Annotated in this window: 11 protein-coding genes and 3 tRNA genes; 8 read left to right on the plus strand and 6 right to left on the minus strand. The window is 28.9% G+C overall.

From position 1 onward, the window contains the following. The first annotated feature begins 167 nt into the window (after window positions 1-167). Window positions 168-1,475, plus strand: a complete 1,308-nt coding sequence (locus I0K12_RS00675) for an MFS transporter (RefSeq protein WP_196885582.1) — start codon at window positions 168-170, stop codon at window positions 1,473-1,475. 43 nt (window positions 1,476-1,518) lie between these two features. Here I0K12_RS00675 and I0K12_RS00680 read toward each other — a convergent pair whose 3' ends face one another. Next, complete coding sequence (locus I0K12_RS00680) at window positions 1,519-2,184, minus strand: hypothetical protein (protein WP_196884977.1); 666 nt, start codon at window positions 2,182-2,184, stop codon at window positions 1,519-1,521. A 176-nt stretch (window positions 2,185-2,360) separates the two neighbouring features. Here I0K12_RS00680 and I0K12_RS00685 point away from each other — a divergent pair, with 176 nt between their 5' ends. After that, window positions 2,361-5,273 carry an FAD-binding and (Fe-S)-binding domain-containing protein gene (locus tag I0K12_RS00685; protein ID WP_196884978.1) on the plus strand — a complete coding sequence of 971 codons (2,913 nt, stop codon included), beginning with the start codon at window positions 2,361-2,363 and terminating at the stop codon, window positions 5,271-5,273. Window positions 5,274-5,276: 3 nt separating this feature from the next. Next, on the plus strand, window positions 5,277-5,951 hold the full coding sequence (locus I0K12_RS00690) for a VOC family protein (protein WP_196884979.1): 675 nt from the start codon (window positions 5,277-5,279) through the stop codon (window positions 5,949-5,951). A 401-nt stretch (window positions 5,952-6,352) separates the two neighbouring features. On the opposite strand, the gene I0K12_RS00695 is transcribed toward I0K12_RS00690, so the two are convergent. Further along, window positions 6,353-7,084, minus strand: a complete 732-nt coding sequence (locus I0K12_RS00695) for a CDP-alcohol phosphatidyltransferase family protein (protein ID WP_196884980.1) — start codon at window positions 7,082-7,084, stop codon at window positions 6,353-6,355. Between the two features lie 458 nt (window positions 7,085-7,542). Between I0K12_RS00695 and I0K12_RS00700 the strand changes: the two genes are divergently transcribed. From I0K12_RS00700 to I0K12_RS00720, 5 genes are all read left to right on the plus strand, one after another. Next, window positions 7,543-9,606, plus strand: a complete 2,064-nt coding sequence (locus I0K12_RS00700) for an HD family phosphohydrolase (RefSeq protein ID WP_196884981.1) — start codon at window positions 7,543-7,545, stop codon at window positions 9,604-9,606. Window positions 9,607-9,729: 123 nt separating this feature from the next. Next, window positions 9,730-9,811, plus strand: a tRNA-Ser gene (locus tag I0K12_RS00705). An 18-nt stretch (window positions 9,812-9,829) separates the two neighbouring features. Further along, window positions 9,830-9,904 (plus strand) — tRNA-Pro (locus tag I0K12_RS00710). 22 nt (window positions 9,905-9,926) lie between these two features. Next, a tRNA-Arg gene (locus tag I0K12_RS00715) sits at window positions 9,927-10,000 on the plus strand. 746 nt (window positions 10,001-10,746) lie between these two features. Beyond that, complete coding sequence (locus tag I0K12_RS00720; RefSeq protein WP_196884982.1) at window positions 10,747-11,496, plus strand: hypothetical protein; 750 nt, start codon at window positions 10,747-10,749, stop codon at window positions 11,494-11,496. Window positions 11,497-11,572: 76 nt separating this feature from the next. Here I0K12_RS00720 and I0K12_RS00725 read toward each other — a convergent pair whose 3' ends face one another. From I0K12_RS00725 to I0K12_RS00740, 4 genes are all read right to left on the minus strand, one after another. Beyond that, complete coding sequence (locus I0K12_RS00725; protein ID WP_196884983.1) at window positions 11,573-11,842, minus strand: hypothetical protein; 270 nt, start codon at window positions 11,840-11,842, stop codon at window positions 11,573-11,575. A 399-nt stretch (window positions 11,843-12,241) separates the two neighbouring features. Next, window positions 12,242-13,555, minus strand: coding sequence for a dihydrolipoamide acetyltransferase family protein (locus tag I0K12_RS00730; RefSeq protein ID WP_196884984.1), 1,314 nt, complete (start codon window positions 13,553-13,555; stop codon window positions 12,242-12,244). 685 nt (window positions 13,556-14,240) lie between these two features. Beyond that, on the minus strand, window positions 14,241-15,605 hold the full coding sequence (gene hemN / locus I0K12_RS00735) for an oxygen-independent coproporphyrinogen III oxidase (RefSeq protein ID WP_196884985.1): 1,365 nt from the start codon (window positions 15,603-15,605) through the stop codon (window positions 14,241-14,243). A 234-nt stretch (window positions 15,606-15,839) separates the two neighbouring features. After that, window positions 15,840-16,487: a hemerythrin domain-containing protein gene (locus I0K12_RS00740; RefSeq protein ID WP_196884986.1), complete on the minus strand. Its 648-nt coding sequence runs from the start codon at window positions 16,485-16,487 to the stop codon at window positions 15,840-15,842. Between the last annotated feature and the right edge of the window lie 217 nt (window positions 16,488-16,704).

The following is a 16,704-nucleotide window of genomic DNA, read 5'->3' on the forward strand; positions in this document are numbered from 1 at the left end:
TAATATTTAAGAATTACTATAAACATTATTATTTCAGTAATTTTTAAGCTTTTTTCTTTAATATAATATTAACAAACAATTAACATCTAAAAAGTTTTTAAGAAAATCGTAAAAATAATATAGTATATTGCTCTCAAAACAAAAAAACACGAAAAAATTTGAAAACAATTTTAAAAAGAGGTGATAAAAAGCTAATCAACTCTTGGGCTTTTTATGACTGGGCAAATTCGGTGTATTCTCTTGTGATCGGAACCGCAGTTTTCCCTATATACTATGAATCAATTACCAAAAATGAGCAAAATGAAAACCTTGTTAACTTCTTAGGTTTTGAAATACACAATACCGCTTTATATTCTTATGCTTTATCTTTTTCTTTCTTAGTCGTAGCATTTCTTTCTCCAGTTCTTTCCGGAATTGCAGACTACACTGGAAATAAGAAAAAATTCATGCAATTCTTCTGTTACCTAGGTGCTTTATCTGTTTCTTCTCTTTTCTTTTTTGAAGGACAAAGTACGCTTTGGGTTGGAATTTTCGGAACTATTTTAGCAAGCATTGGTTTTTGGGGAAGTATCGTTTTTTACAATGCATATCTTCCCGAAGTTGCTTTTCCAGAACAACAAGATAGGGCTAGTGCCAAAGGTTTTATGTTAGGATATATCGGTTCTGTTCTTTTACTTGTTTTTAACTTATCTATAGTGATGATGCCAGACATGTACGGAATTACAAATGACAAACTTCCAGCTCAAATTTCCTTCCTAAGTGTTGGTATTTGGTGGATTGGTTTCTCACAAGTTACTTTTTCGAAACTTAGAAATAATGTATATCAAAAGAAACCTAAAAACGATTATATTTTCAAAGGTTTTAAAGAATTAGCTAATGTTTGGAAACAATTAAAACATTTAAGAGAATTAAAAATCTTACTGATTTCTTTCTTTTTATACAGTGTTGGTGTTCAAACAATCATTTTATTATCGAGTGTTTTTGGAACAAACTTAGGTTTAGAAACACAAGATTTAATCATCACAATTATTTTAGTACAATTAGTAGGGGTTGTTGGAGCTTTTCTTTTCTCAAGAATTTCAGAAAAAATCGGAAATATCAAAGCTTTAAAAATCACGATTATTATTTGGGCGATTGCTTGTTTTGGTGCTTTTTTATTAGAAAAAGAAGACCCAAATGTTACGCTTAAATTCTATATTTTAGGAGCTTTCTTAGGATTTGTTTTAGGAGCTACACAAACGCTTTCTCGTTCTACATATTCTAAACTTTTACCTGAAGACACGGAAGATCATGCAACTTATTTTAGTTTCTTCGATGTTACTGAAAAAATCGCGATTGTTTTAGGAATGACACTTTCAGGAATTATTGTTGCTGCAACAAATTCTTTAAAACCATTTATCTTACTTCTTGGAGTTTTCTTCATCGCAGGATTTATCGTTTTAAGCTTTATGAAAAAAACAAAATATGTAAAATAATATTTTTAATAAATCTATCTCTATCCAACAAATAGAGATAGATTTATTCTACAATTATCTTATTTACCAAAGTCTTTTCTTGTGTGATTTTGATTTTATATTTCTTATCTAATTCCGAACAAAACACTTCAAAATCATCAAAATACTCCATCTCAAAATTATAAGTAGTTGTATCTTTTATTTTACTAAAAATCGAAATTGCATACCACTCTTCTACTTGCCTGATCAGATCTTGCATTGTCACACATTTCCCCTTCCAATACTTCCCTCCTAGTGTTTCCAAACTTATTTCTCCATCCTTTTTTATGCAGTGTTCTAAATTTTCATTCGTATTTTTTTCCGCATAACACAAAACAACTTCTTCTGTGATAGATTTAATATTTATTCGAAAAATATTTTTGATAGATTCCTGAATTTTCGATAAAATCTCATCGGAATTTACTTGTTCTAAAGACACAATTTTCACATCCACAGTAGAAGAAATTGTTTTTAGTCTAGCGTCAATATTTTTTTCTTCGAGTTTCATATATTCCTTCAAAAAATCAAAAACTTTATAATTAGAAAAAATCTGATATTCTTTTCCTTTTAAAGTTTGAACTTCTAAATTTCGAGAGTTTTCAGAATCTTTTGATTTATTTATTTCGATTAAATCTTGAGAAAAACATGAAATATTAAACAGTAAAAAAGCAACTAAAATTATATTTTTCATAAAAAAAGAAAGAGTTTCATTAATGAATTTACATTTTATTTTCAAAAAACTGATATACAATATATTAAATTTAAAATCATTCTTAAATTCCTAAGATAAAAACTCTTTTAATTTCTTATCATTCTTTTTTCTAAAAATTAAGTATCTTAAATCTCTATTACCAAACCAAAATTAAATTGAAAACAACAACTACAATCGATAATTTAAAAAAACTAATTCCTTCTCTTGATGGCGAATTGCATTTAGATAATTTACACAAAGACATATACGCAACAGATGCTTCTGTCTATCGAAAAATTCCGCTTGCTGTTTTTTATCCTAAAACAAAAAATGATATAAAAAAAATCATTCAATTTGCTGAAGAAAATCAGATAAGTATTACACCAAGAACTGCGGGAACTTCTCTTGCTGGACAAGCAATTGGGCATGGAATTATTGTCGACACTAGTAAACATTTCAATCAAATTTTAGAGTTTGATGAAAAAAATAAAACCATCACTGTAGAACCGGGAATTGTTCGAGATGAATTAAATGTTTTTTTAAAACCTTATGGTTTATTTTTTAGCCCGATTACTTCTACCGCAAATCGCTGTATGATTGGTGGAATGGTCGGAAATAATTCTTCTGGAACTACTTCTATTAAATATGGCGTAACACGCGATAAAGTCAAAAAACTAAAGTGTATTTTGAGTGATAGTTCTGAAGTTGTTTTTAGCGAACATTCTGAGCAAAGTTTTATTCAAAAAGGACATGGTTTTAACTTAGAAAATAAAATTTACAATTTCCTTCATAAAAATCTTTCCAATAAAGAAATTCAAACGGAAATAGATAAAAATTATCCAAAAAAATCTATTCATCGAAGAAACACAGGTTATGCTATCGATATTTTAAAAGATACTTGTGCGTTTACCAATTCTGAAAAACCTTCAAACATCGCTTCTTTGCTTTGTGGAAGTGAAGGAACTCTAGCTTTTACAACTGAAATCACCTTACAATTGGATGATCTCCCTCCAAAAAACAACCGATTGATTGCTGCTCATTTTCACAATTTAAATGATTGTATGAATGCAGTTGTAATTGCGATGAAACATGATTTGTATTTGTGTGAGTTAATGGATAAACGAATTTTAGATTGTACAAAAACAAGTCATGAACATCAAGAAAATCGTTTTTTCTTAGAAGGAGATCCTGAAGCAATTTTGATGTTAGAACTTCGAGATAATTCGGAAAAAAGTTTGGAAGAAAAAGTTTTAGCACTTAAAAAAGACTTAGAAAAAGATAATCTGAGTTATGCATTACCAATTTTAAAAGGGCATGATATTGACAAAGTTATCGAATTGCGTGCTGCTGGTCTAGGACTTTTAGGAAGTATCATCGGAGATAAAAAAGCGGTTGCTTGTATTGAAGATACTGCGGTTACAGTGGAAGATCTTCCAGCTTATATTCGAGATTTCGATGCGATGATGAAAAGTTATAATCAAGAAGCAATTTATTATGCGCATGCTGGAGCTGGAGAAATTCACTTACGACCGATTTTGAATTTAAAAAAGGAAGAAGATGTTGTTTTGTTTCATAAGATTTCGGAAGAAGTTGCAAAATTAGTTTTGAAATACAACGGTTCTTTAAGTGGAGAACATGGAGATGGAATTGTTCGTTCTTCTTTTATTCCAATGGTTTTGGGACAAAAAAATTATACTTTCCTAAAAGAAATAAAATATCTATTTGATCCAAATAATATTTTTAATCCTGGAAAAATCATCGATGCAGATGATATGACCAAAGATTTGAGATATGTTCCTGAAAGAGTTGAACCTGAAATTCATACTTTTTATGATTATTCGGAGGAACAAGGAATTCTTCGTTCTGTAGAAAAATGCAATGGTGTTGGAGCTTGTAGAAAAACGGATGTTATCGGAGGTGTGATGTGTCCGAGTTATCGTGCTACAAAAAATGAAAAAGATACTACGAGAGCAAGAGCAAATATGTTACGTGAAGTTTTGACAAATTCAGATCAAAAAAATCCTTTTGACAATGAAGAATTAAAAGAGATTTTGGATTTATGCTTGGGTTGTAAAGCTTGTAGTTCCGAATGTCCGAGTAATGTAGATGTCGCGACTATGAAAAGTGAGTTTTTATATCAATATTACCAAGATCATGAAATTCCACTTCGAACAAAGATTTTCGCACAAAACAGTAGTTATAATAAATTGGGGCGAAAATTTTCTGGGGTTTCTAATGTTTTATTAAACCAAAAACTCACAAAAAAAATGCTTGGTATTGCTCCAAATCGTAGCATGCCGAAATTTCATAAAACAACTTTTTATTCTTGGTATAAAAAACAGCAAAACAAAGAAAATTCTGGTCAAAAGATCTATGTTTTTTGTGATGAATTTACAAATTCATACGATGTTTCCATTGGAAAAAATATGTTGAAATTATTTTGGAAACTTGGTTATAATCCAATTTTAGTTGGCGAAAATGATAGCGCTAGAAGTTTACTTTCAAAAGGTTTCTTAGAAGATGCTAAAAAGAAAATCGATGAAAACATGGAGGTTTTCTCTGAAATAATCAGTGAAGAAACGCCATTAATTGGAATTGAACCATCGGCAATTTTAGGTTTTAGAGATGAATTCCCAAAATTGGCTACGAATAAAAAATTAGCTCACGAGTTGGCAAAAAACACTTTTACTTTTGAAGAATTTTTTGCCCAAGAAATCAAAAAAGGAAAAATAAAATCTAAAGATTTCACAGATCAAAATGCAGAAATCAAAATTCATGTGCATTGTCATCAAAAAGCATTATCGAATACTTCTTTCACTTTTGACATTTTAAATTTGCCTAAAAACTATAAACCAACTATCTTAAATAGTGGATGTTGTGGAATGGCTGGTTCTTTCGGTTTTGAAGAAGAACATTTTGATATTAGTATGAAAATTGGAGAAAATTCGCTTTTCGGAAAACTTCGAAATTTAGACAAAAACATCATCATTTCTGCTTCTGGAACGAGCTGTAGACATCAAATTAAAGATGGAATTGCAAAAGTTGCAGAACATCCGGCAACGATTTTATTTAATGCTTTAAAAAACTAAATTATGAATATAGAAACTTTAAAAATTTACACAGAAAACATTGAAGAGCAAAAAGAGTTTTATTCAGAAACTTTAGGTTTTAATTTGATTAAAGAAAGTAAAGATTCTTTGTCTTATGAAATTGGAAAATCGGTTTTGATTCTTGAAAAAAGAGAAAATGCAAGTCCTCATCATTATGCGATAAATATTCCGGCACACAAAGAAGAGGAAGCTTTAGCATGGTTAAAGGAGAGAGTTTCTATTATAAAGCATGAGGAACATGAAATTCAAACATTTAAAAATTGGAATGCAAAAGCTATTTATTTTTATGACAAGGATAAAAATATTGTAGAATTCATTGCGAGAAGAAATTTAAAAAATGAAACTCAAAATCCTTTTTCTACAAAACAGCTTTTAGAAATCTCCGAAATTGGTGTTGCCACTTCGGATATTGAAAGAGATTATAATTATCTACATGCAGATATTCCTTTAGAAATTTATTATGGTAGTTTCGAAGAGTTTTGTGCTGCTGGAGACGAACATGGCTTATTTATTTTCAAAAACAAAAATGAAGGAAGTTGGTTTCCTACTCATGATAAAGCGATTTCTTCAGACTTTGAAATTTCATTTATTCAAAACAATAACAATTTCACGTTGCTTTATGAAGATGAAAAATTTAAAATGCAGAAGATTCTTTAAATAGATATCATCTTTTTTGATTTTCTAAAAAATATTCAGATTGTCAAGTTCCCCTTTTGAGAAGAGTTATAGGTGTGCTTTAGAGCAAACGTTATTATCTCATAAATTTTCAAATATAATAATGTTTAATATCGAAGTTTTATAAAATAAAAAAGAGTATCATTATAATACTCTTTTTCTTTTTCAATAATTAAAAAACAATCACGGTAAACTATTCGTTTTTTTCTCAATAAAAAACTAACTCCACTTTTTCTAGCAAATTTTTAGTTTTTAATTATCAAAATACATACAATTATTGTTATCAATTCCTCATTGACACATTGCAATATTAAGACTATTTCCCTGCTTTAACAATACCTGAAAACAGGGATATTTAAAATTAACTATTTTTAGTATAAATACTAATTTTTCGATTTTAACATATTTTCTACAACAGAAAGTAAGATATACACAATTATTACTAATGGAATCGCAACTACCTTAAGGATAATCGCTAACAGTATTGTGATTGCTAAAAATATAAATTTTATAAGATTATCTTTTAGTTTAAAAGTCTTGAATTTTAATGAAAATAATGGAATTTCTGCATTCATCATATAACTACCTAAAATCGTAATTACAATCAAAACGTACTTATTTTGGATTAATTCCACAAAAAACGCACTAGAACTATAGTTTAAAATCAATGGTAAAGAAACCACCATTAATGTATTTGCTGGTGTTGGTAAACCAATAAATGAAGTTGATTGTCTTGTGTCAATATTAAAATTTGCCAAACGGTAACAAGAAGCTAAAACAATCAATAATCCGAAAAATGGTACATAGGACATTTCTGAGAAATTATTAAACCAGACTACATCTTCCTCTCCTATCGCTCTTCTTAGTAATTGAAACATTACAATTCCTGGTACTACTCCACTCGTCACCATATCTGCAAGCGAATCTAATTGTTTTCCTAATTCACCCGAAACATTTAAAATTCTTGCAAAAAAACCATCAAAAAAGTCAAAAAAGATTCCTAAACAAACAAAATATGCTGCATATTCTAACTGACCGATACTTGCAAATAAAACTCCTATTACTCCTGATAATAAATTTAATAACGTGATTAAATTTGGGATATGTTTTTTCAAATTAATTTAATATTTAGTTTGTGTAAAAATATAAAACTAAAAGCAAAATGCTTATCATTTCTGAAATAATAACAAATCTGCTAATCAAAAATAAAATTGTTTAATTAGTATTTTTCAATACCAGTACAATTATTCCATTTTCATGAATTAAATGTTTACTAAAATTTAATTGACCTATTTTTAAAATTGTAAAAATCAAGAATTTTGAAAAAAACAGACGAAAAACTGTTTGAGCGCTAGCGAGTTTTTTGAGTCTTTTTCAAAGTTTGTAGATTTTTGATTTTAAAAATACGAGTCTTGATTTTTTTGGTTCGTTTTTTTATCAAGAAAAAAATGAATAAACTTCATTCTTAAATTTTGATAAAAAACTCATTTTCTCTTTTAAAGAGTCATTCTTTCATGAGTTGGATTGAAATGTCTATCGAAATTATTAGTATTTTTGAATAAATTACAGTTAAATGAAAAATTTCATCAACAAAATTTTTGAAAATCACTCACTTATATATAAAGTTTGTCTTTACATCGTTTCTGTTTCTCTAATTGTTTATTTATTTCCAAAAGGAGGACAATTTAAATACGAGTTTCAGAAAGGAAAGCCTTGGCAATATGATTCTTTCTACGCACCTTTTGATTTTGCAATTCAAAAAAGCGATGAGGAAATCAAAAAAGAGAAAACAGAAATTGAAAATAATTCTCTTTTATACTTCACAAAAGACACTGCGGTTTCTAAACAAGTAAAAACTGAATTTGAAACTACTTTTAATAATTTTTTAGCGCCAAACACTACACTTAATATCAATCAGAAAAATGCTGTACAAAGTGTTGCAGAACATATTTTAAGCAAAATATATTCAAAAGGATTTATTGGTTCGGAAAGTCAGAAATACATCAAAAATCCAGATCAAATTATAGCATTAAGAGTTGGAACTACAGTAGAAAACATTAGTCCTACTACACTTTTCAATAATTCAAACCTGCTTCCTTTTATTCAAAAAGAAACAGAAAACATTAAGAATCAAAATATTAAAAATGAACTAATTTCATTACTTACGCAATATTTAAAACCTAACATTTCTTACGATCAAAACTTCACCAAAAAAGCATTGGACGAAGCTTTACAAAAAATTTCTTACACAAAAGGATTGGTAACGGAAGGCGAAAGAATTATTCAGAAAGGAGATATTGTTGAAGGAAAAAAATTAGCAGTTCTTAATTCTTTAAAAAACGAATTACAATCCCAAGTTTGGAGTAAATCAAATTATAACTGGATTGTACTCGGATATTCGATACTTGTTGCACTTGTATTACTGATGCTTTTATTATTCCTAAGAAAATATCGAGAGGAAATCTATGAAAGTAACAACAAAGTTCTTTTCATTTTCTTCAACATCATTTTGATGGTCTTGTTGGTAACGATGACTGTAAAATACGAAGTAAATTATATCTACGTGATTCCGCTATGTATTTTACCAATTATCCTAAAAGCCTTTTTTGACGCAAGACTTGGTTTATTTACCCACGTTCTGACCGTGCTTTTACTTGGTTTTATTGTTCCAAACAGTTTTGAGTTTATCTTTTTACAGATTATTACGGGAATTGTAACCATTCTGACCGTTTCTGAGCTATACAAGAGAGCGAATCTATTTATTTCTGTAGGACAAATCACTTTGATCTATATGATCTCTTATTTCGCCTTTTCAATTATTCAGGATGGAAATGCGCAACAGCTAGACACAAAATACTTCATCATGTTTGCGATGAACGGTGCGCTGTCGTTTTTGTCTATGTTTTTAATTTTAATCTACGAGAAGACGTTTAAACTGGTTTCTGACGTGTCTTTACTAGAACTTTCGAATACGAACTCGAAATTATTGCGAGAATTGGCTGAAAAAGCTCCAGGAACCTTCCAGCATTCGCTTCAGGTGGCAAACCTAGCAGAAGCTGCTGCAAACGAAATTGGCGCAAATTCGATGCTTACACGTGTTGGAGCACTTTACCATGATATCGGAAAAATGAACAATCCGATGTTTTTTACCGAAAATCAAACTACAGGTTTTAATCCGCATTCGGAATTACCGCCAAAAGAAAGTGCGAATATTATCATCAATCATGTTTTGGACGGAATTGAGATAGCAAAGAAAAACCGTTTGCCAGATCGAATTATCGATTTTATACGAACGCATCATGGAACGACTTTGGTTTATTATTTTTATAAAAAAGAAGAAGAGTTAGATCCGGAAAATGTTTCGGAGGAAGATTTCCAATATCCAGGTCCGATTCCATTTTCTAGAGAAACGGCAATTTTGATGATGTGTGATTCTGTAGAAGCGGCTTCAAAAAGTTTGCAAAGACCAACAGCAAAAAACATCGATGATTTGATTGATAACATTATTTCGAAACAAATGTCACTTGGGCAGTTTAAAAATGCAGATATTACGTTTCAGGAGATAGATACAGTTAAAAAACTCTTAAAGAAGAAGTTAAAAAACATTTACCATCTTCGAGTAGAATATCCAAAATAAAAAATGAAAAAAAATTGATTTTTTTTTGAAAAAAGCTTGCACAGTAACAAATCTTGTCCTACATTTGCAACCGCAAAAACGAAGTAATAACGCTTCGAAACGTTCTTAAAAAGACATACAAACGGAGAGGTGGCAGAGTGGTAATGCAGCAGCCTGCTAAGCTGTCAACCTTATGGTTGCCCGGGTTCGAGTCCCGGTCTCTCCGCTAGATAAAATTAAAATTCGGGGTGTAGCGTAGCCCGGTCATCGCGCCTCGTTTGGGACGAGGAGGTCGCAGGTTCGAATCCTGCCACCCCGACAAATTTTAATTTACATCACTCGGTCGCGTAGCTCAGCTGGATAGAGCATCTGCCTTCTAAGCAGACGGTCAAAGGTTCGAATCCTTTCGCGATCACAAGAAGCCTTACTAAAAATAGTAAGGCTTTTTTGTTTTTAATAGACGAAGAAAATTAACTTTAACTTTTTCTTTTTAACATTGAAATTATGTTAATAGATTTAATTTCAATATTAAAAAGAATTAATGAACAAATATTCAACAGTAATATGGATAACAGTTTTAAAAATGTATTAATTATTATTTCTGCCTGTAGAATAATAAAAATAATACTTAGAAAGTCAATTCTATACAGAAAATTAAATAAATTTCTAATTCAAGAATTAGAGTTTATTTTTAAAAAAAACTCAAAACGTATTATTTGTAAAAGCTATTAAATTTTGATAAATAAGTAAAAAATTAATCATTTTTTTAATTCTTCAATTTATAAATCTTTCATCTAACTTTCTAAGTTATAATCGTAAAAAAAGTTCCTACACACTCACTTTTAGTAAATAAACTAATCTCCTCAAGTTTTTTTATTTAATACTTATTCTAATTCTTCTTTAAGTATATGATTTTCTTCAATCATTCTTTCAATATTTTTTTTACACATCTTAATAAATTTTATTATTGATTACCCCCTAGTAAAGTACTATAAAATTAATTTTTTATTGATTTTATTTTCGTTTTCTTCATTTTACTTTTAAATATTTAAAATTAGTTGAAATACTAATTTATTAGAATTAGTATTAAACATTTTCTTATATCAACCATCATATTTGTTAAATTTTTATATTTAACATTAGGAACTTATAAACGATAAAATGGAAAATTTAAATTTAACAGGAGGAGTTTTAATTATAGGATCTTTGTATTGGGATAAAGAAAATAATAGACCAGAATGGAGAGAAAAATTTTTAATGAAAAATGATATAAAAGTTAAAATACCAATCCGATATGGTAGGAAATCAAGTAACGATGTTTTTACCATGGTATTTTCTAAGAGTATTTCAGATAATAATTTTGGAACAGGTTATGTAAAACAATTAAAAAGAACTAAGATTAATAATTGGAATGATTTAGAATTTGAAGTACTTAAAATGGCAAAAGCTGAAGGTATAAGAAAAACAATAGCTAATCCAATTCCAATATTCAAAAAAGAATGGTGTACAATGTCAATTCTTTTTAATCCAAGAACTATTAACGAAGAAAAAAAGAAATTTATAATAGAAGAATGGATAAAGAGAATTGAAAAAGATTATCCTGAAAATGATAATGCTAATTATAAATTTGGTAATGAAGAATCTGTTTTAAACGAAAACTATACTTTAAATTTTGATTGGTTTCAACCAACAGATGAGAAAGACTTAGATCAATTAAATAATATTGATTTTTTAATCTGTTCTGTAACAAAACAAAAAAATGATACAAACAATTATCCAACTACAAAAGAAATTGTAAAGTCAATTAAAAATGATAATAAAAGATATTATTTTAAAAACAATAGAAAATATAATATTTCTACTTTTGAAGATGATAAAATATTAGAAAATTTAGTAGCTCTTAATTCTTAAAACATTATCTGAGAATAAATATATTTAATATTTATAAGCTCCATCAATCTTAATTAATTGATGGAGTTTATTTACATTATCTTAGAAGTCTGTATACTTCTCTTCCAATCGGTGTTCTTTTAAATGTTCTTTTCTTATTATTTTTCATTACTGATTCTTCATCTTGAATTTGTATATAGCAATTAGTTTCAATAAATAGAAATATGAGAATTCTATCAGTAGGTAATAAACCATTATAAAAATGAAAATGTTCTCTATTAGGAATTTCTGATTTCAATAAACTATAAATTCCTTTTTTTCTTGCCAATTCAATTATTTCATTGGCTTTTAATGTAATGTTTTCCATGAAGCTTAAAATTACAATTCACATAAAGTTAAATAACTATATATAAACACTTTAAAAAATAATATTTTGCTAAAAAATTAAACCCAATTAGCTCTTATCTATAAACCTGTTTCTCAAGAGAGAATAATCTTGTTTTAACTCCTTTAAATTTTAAATTCTAAAAAGATATAAGTGTATCAGAAGATTTTGATAATTCAATATTTATATTTAAATCTATATTTTTTTAATATCTTCAACTATTTTATATTATACTTTCAACAAAGCATTATAAATAGTTTAAAGAAAACCTTATCAATAAAATACTTCAAATCATCTAATAACAAACCCTCCCAAAACCAACAAAAAAAAGGCGATTCCAATAAGAATCGCCTTTTTACACTAATATATTTTTAAGTAATATTAAAAGTCAGCATTTACATCCCAAGCTTCTAATAATTCTTTTACTCTCTTGATAAACATTCCTCCTAATGCTCCGTTCACTACTCTGTGGTCATAAGAGTGCGAGATAAACATTTTGTGACGAATTCCGATGAAATCACCTTCTGGAGTTTCAATAACCGCAGGAACCTTACGAATAGCTCCTAATGCTAAGATAGCAACTTGTGGTTGGTTGATAATTGGTGTTCCGAATACAGAACCGAAACTTCCAACGTTTGTTACCGTATAAGTTCCTCCTTGGATATCATCTGGTTTTAATGCTCCTTTTCTTGCTCTTGTTGCTAGATCGTTAATTGTTTTAGTCATTCCAACTAAGTTTAACTGATCAGCATTTTTGATTACAGGAACGATTAAGTTTCCATCAGGTAAAGCAGCAGCCATTCCTAAATTGATATTTCCTCTCTTGATGATTTTGTCTCCATCTACAGAAATATTAATTAATGGGAATTCTTTGATTGCTTTTGCTACAGCCTCCATGAAGATTGGTGTAAAAGTGATTTTTTCTCCTTCTCTTGCCAAGAATTGGTTTTTCACTTTGTTTCTCCAGTTCACGATGTTTGTAACGTCTACCTCGATGAATGACTGTACGTGTGCAGAAGTTTGCACTGAAGCAGTCATGTGGTGAGAAATCATTTTACCCATACGAGACATTTCAATGATTTCGTCATTTCCATTAACAGATACTGGAGTTGCAACAGCTTTTGGTGCTTCTGCTTTAGGCGCAGGTGCAGCAGCTGGTTTTGCAGCAGCTTTAGGAGCTTCTGCTTTTGGTGCATTTCCTCTGTTCTTAATATATGCTAAAATATCGTTTTTAGTAACTCTTTGGTCTTTTCCTGTTCCAGCAATAGCTTCCAATTCTTCCATTGAAACTCCTTCTTCTGAAGCGATGTTTCTTACTAATGGAGAAAAGAATTTTCCTGAAGCTGATGTCTTCTCGATTGTAGTTTTTGTATCTACAGCTTTTTCGATAGTTTTTTCTACTTCAGCAACTGCAGCTGGAGCTTCTTCCTTCACTTCTGTAGTAGCTTCTCCACCTTCCGTCTCGATGATTGCGATTGTTGCACCTACTGCAACTACATCATCCACGTCAAATAGTCTTTCTACTAATACTCCTTCAACTTCACTAGGCACTTCCGAATCAACTTTATCTGTTGCAATTTCTACAATTGCTTCATCTAATTCAATAGTTTCTCCTACCTCTTTTAACCAAGATGTAATCGTTGCTTCTGCAACACTTTCGCCCATTTTAGGCAATTTAAGTTCAAATCTAGCCATAATTATAAGTTGTTTTCTGCTGCGAATTTAATGAAAAAGATGAGATTTATTAAATAAGAACTTGTTAAAACTAATTTTAAAACAACTTAATTAATGAATAATTCACAATAAAAAAATATTTAAATTGATTTTTACGTAACATTATTTTAATTTTTAATCAATATTTACATTCATAGAATTAATTAAATAAATTTTCAATAAAAAATATTTTCATATTAAAATATTCGCAAGGATATTAACAGTTAAAGAGCTTATTTTATCAATTTTTCAATGAATACTCTTTTTAATATTTTTTGATTAAAAAAAAGAACCTTTTTCGTTGAATTTATTATTCATTATGTATTTTATAACAAATAAACTTTTTGAGTTGTTCTTTTAACAGAAAATATTGGTTTATAACAATTGTTTTTATCTTTTCAGTGTAAAATGTTCTTTTTTACGCATCTCTATTTTATTGAATATTAGACATTATCATGTTTAAAATCTTATGAGGAAATTTTGTTTTATCTAAAACACACCCCTAACCCCTCTCGAGAGGGGAACTTGACAATCTGAATACTTCTCAATCAAACGTGATAATATTTATTATCATGTACGATATTTCAAGATGGAACTATGTTAAATTAAAAAAATCCTATCGCTTAAAAAGCAGATAGGATTTCATATTCAAATATTAATAGTATACTTATATAGTCATTGAAAAAATTCTTGTTTCTGGCTTATTCTCTATTAATCTCAAATCAAAAGCCATACAAATGTTACGGATAAACATTCGCCCTTTTTCTGGAACTTTTAGTCCGTTTTCAGTGATTTCTAACAATCCATCCTCTTCCATCTCCTTTAAAAGGTCTAAACACATCGGAAGCTCGTCGAATTTCATCTTATCGTCTTCCCAAGAAGTTTCCAGATTACACATGATATTTAAAATATGTTTTCTTACAATCAAATCTTTTTCTGTTAAAAGATGTCCTCTATAAACTGGAAATTTTCCTTCGTTTACAATTCTTTGATAATCTTCTACTTTTTTCTCGTTTTGAGCAAAACTATACCAAGAGTCTGCAATAGAAGAAACTCCAAGACCAATCATTAATTGTGTTTTTCCAGCTGTGTATCCCATAAAGTTTCTATGAAGTGTTTTATTCTCCATCGCTTTATACATAGAATCTGACGGCAATGCAAAATGATCCATCCCGATTTCCTCATATCCATTGTCAAAGAAAAGCTGTTTTCCTAACTCATATAAATATCTTTTCTCCGAATCTTTTGGTAAATCATTTTCATCAAAACCTCTCTGCCCTACTCCTTTTACCCATGGCACATGTGCATAACTGTAATAAGCAATTCTGTCTGGCTTTAATTCGATTGTTTTACGAATTGTCTCACGAATACTTTCTTCAGTTTGAAAAGGAAGTCCGAAAATCAAATCATGACTCACAGATTCGTATCCAATTTCTCTTGACCAATTCGTAATTTTCTGAACTTCTTCAAAAGTTTGAATTCTATGAATTGCTTTCTGAACTTTTGGGTCGTAATCTTGAATTCCGAAACTATTTCTCTTAAATCCTAAATCAAATAATCCTTGAAGTTGTTCTTTTGTAGTATGATTTGGATGTCCTTCGTAGCTATAATCAAAAGTTTCTGTTCTTTCTGCTCTTTCGAAAATTCCGTCGATCAACCATTTCAAATTTTCCATAGAGAAAAATGTTGGAGTTCCTCCTCCTAAATGAATCTCACGAATTCTTGGCTTCTCACCAAACAAATCACAGTATAAATTCCATTCTTTTAAAACAGTTTCGATATAAGGTTCTTCTACCTCGTGTCTTTTCGTAATTCTTTTATGACAAGCACAAAATGTACATAAACTCTCACAAAACGGTAAGTGAATGTATAAGGAAATCCCTTCTGTATCATTACTTTCAATAAAAGATTTCTTCACTGTTTGTTTCCAATCTTCTAATGCTATTCCTTCTTTATCCCAAAAAGGCACTGTAGGATAACTAGTATAACGTGGTCCTGGAATATTATACTTTTGTATTAAATTTGAATTCATCATCACTTTTTTCTACTTCGATTTTTGAAAATTTTGTTTCAAATTTTCAGTTTCACTTTTCTAATACAAATTTACGGAAATTGAAACCTGCGATTTAATGATTTAAATCATATTTGAAAAACATATTTTTATTTAGAATGTATTTAAATACGAATCGAAATCAAAGAAAAAAAGCGAGCTTCGGACTGAAAATTATTTCATCAAAACTCGCTTTATACTCTTTTTTCATGTTTCTTAAATCATTTCCATTTTCGGAAATAAAAGTCTTTTTTCTACTTCAAGATATTCTTTAAAATTGTTTACAAAATAGGTCAATTTTAAATATACTTGCTCATATTTTTCGTTCTGTGCTTTGTTTTCTAATAATGTTGTAATTCTCTCTAATAATGAAGAAATCAGTTTTTGTTCTGCTTTTAATAAAACAAAAACTTTGTGCATTTCTACTTCTTTATCTCCAAAAAACTGTTCTTTTCGTACTTTCGGAAATAAGAAATATTCTTCTTTTTGTAGGTGTAGTTTTAAATTTACTTCTAAAGATTTCAATAATTCAAATAACTCTACATTTTCATTGTAAAAATTAGCGTCATTTGCCATGTAACTTGAAAATAAATACAAAATATCAGACATTTGACTATTCAAATATTTATTTCTCAATTTTTCAGTGTAGTTTACAAGAAACTCAAGATCGATTTCCTCTTTTTCATAATCAAATTTTAAATTACTTAATTCTTTTTGAAGACTATTAAAGTCAATTTTTTTTTCTAAACAAGTCTCTTCAATCGTACATTTTGATTTTTGAAAAAAATCAATATTGTGTTTTTTTAAAATCCACGCAGCATTAAAATTATCATTTACAATCTCTGCTAATGTCTTCTCGTTCATAAAGAATTTGGGGTTAAAATTATACAAAATAACCTTACAAAGATATTGCAGAAATCAGTATTTGACTCTATAAAAAATATTAAAAAAGCAGTCTTAACTAAAACTTTAACACCTGAATATCTGAAACTTAAAAAAGCTTAATTTTTCTTTTATTAAAATAGAATTACAAGATTTTTTTGACTTTTTTATTCTTGCGAAAGGGATTGTAATGGAAAGC

Origin of the sequence: Aureivirga sp. CE67 (assembly GCF_015767245.1) — a bacterium.
In the GTDB taxonomy this organism is placed as follows: Bacteria; Bacteroidota; Bacteroidia; order Flavobacteriales; family Flavobacteriaceae; genus Aureivirga.

Coding starts and splice junctions, on each gene's coding strand:
- hemN (WP_196884985.1), bottom strand. CDS start 15,605: ATGAATTCAAATTTAATACAAAAGTATAATATTCCAGGACCACGTTAT.
- I0K12_RS00690 (WP_196884979.1), top strand. CDS start 5,277: ATGAATATAGAAACTTTAAAAATTTACACAGAAAACATTGAAGAGCAA.
- I0K12_RS00720 (WP_196884982.1), top strand. CDS start 10,747: ATGGAAAATTTAAATTTAACAGGAGGAGTTTTAATTATAGGATCTTTG.
- I0K12_RS00730 (WP_196884984.1), bottom strand. CDS start 13,555: ATGGCTAGATTTGAACTTAAATTGCCTAAAATGGGCGAAAGTGTTGCA.
- I0K12_RS00680 (WP_196884977.1), bottom strand. CDS start 2,184: ATGAAAAATATAATTTTAGTTGCTTTTTTACTGTTTAATATTTCATGT.
- I0K12_RS00700 (WP_196884981.1), top strand. CDS start 7,543: ATGAAAAATTTCATCAACAAAATTTTTGAAAATCACTCACTTATATAT.
- I0K12_RS00725 (WP_196884983.1), bottom strand. CDS start 11,842: ATGGAAAACATTACATTAAAAGCCAATGAAATAATTGAATTGGCAAGA.
- I0K12_RS00740 (WP_196884986.1), bottom strand. CDS start 16,487: ATGAACGAGAAGACATTAGCAGAGATTGTAAATGATAATTTTAATGCT.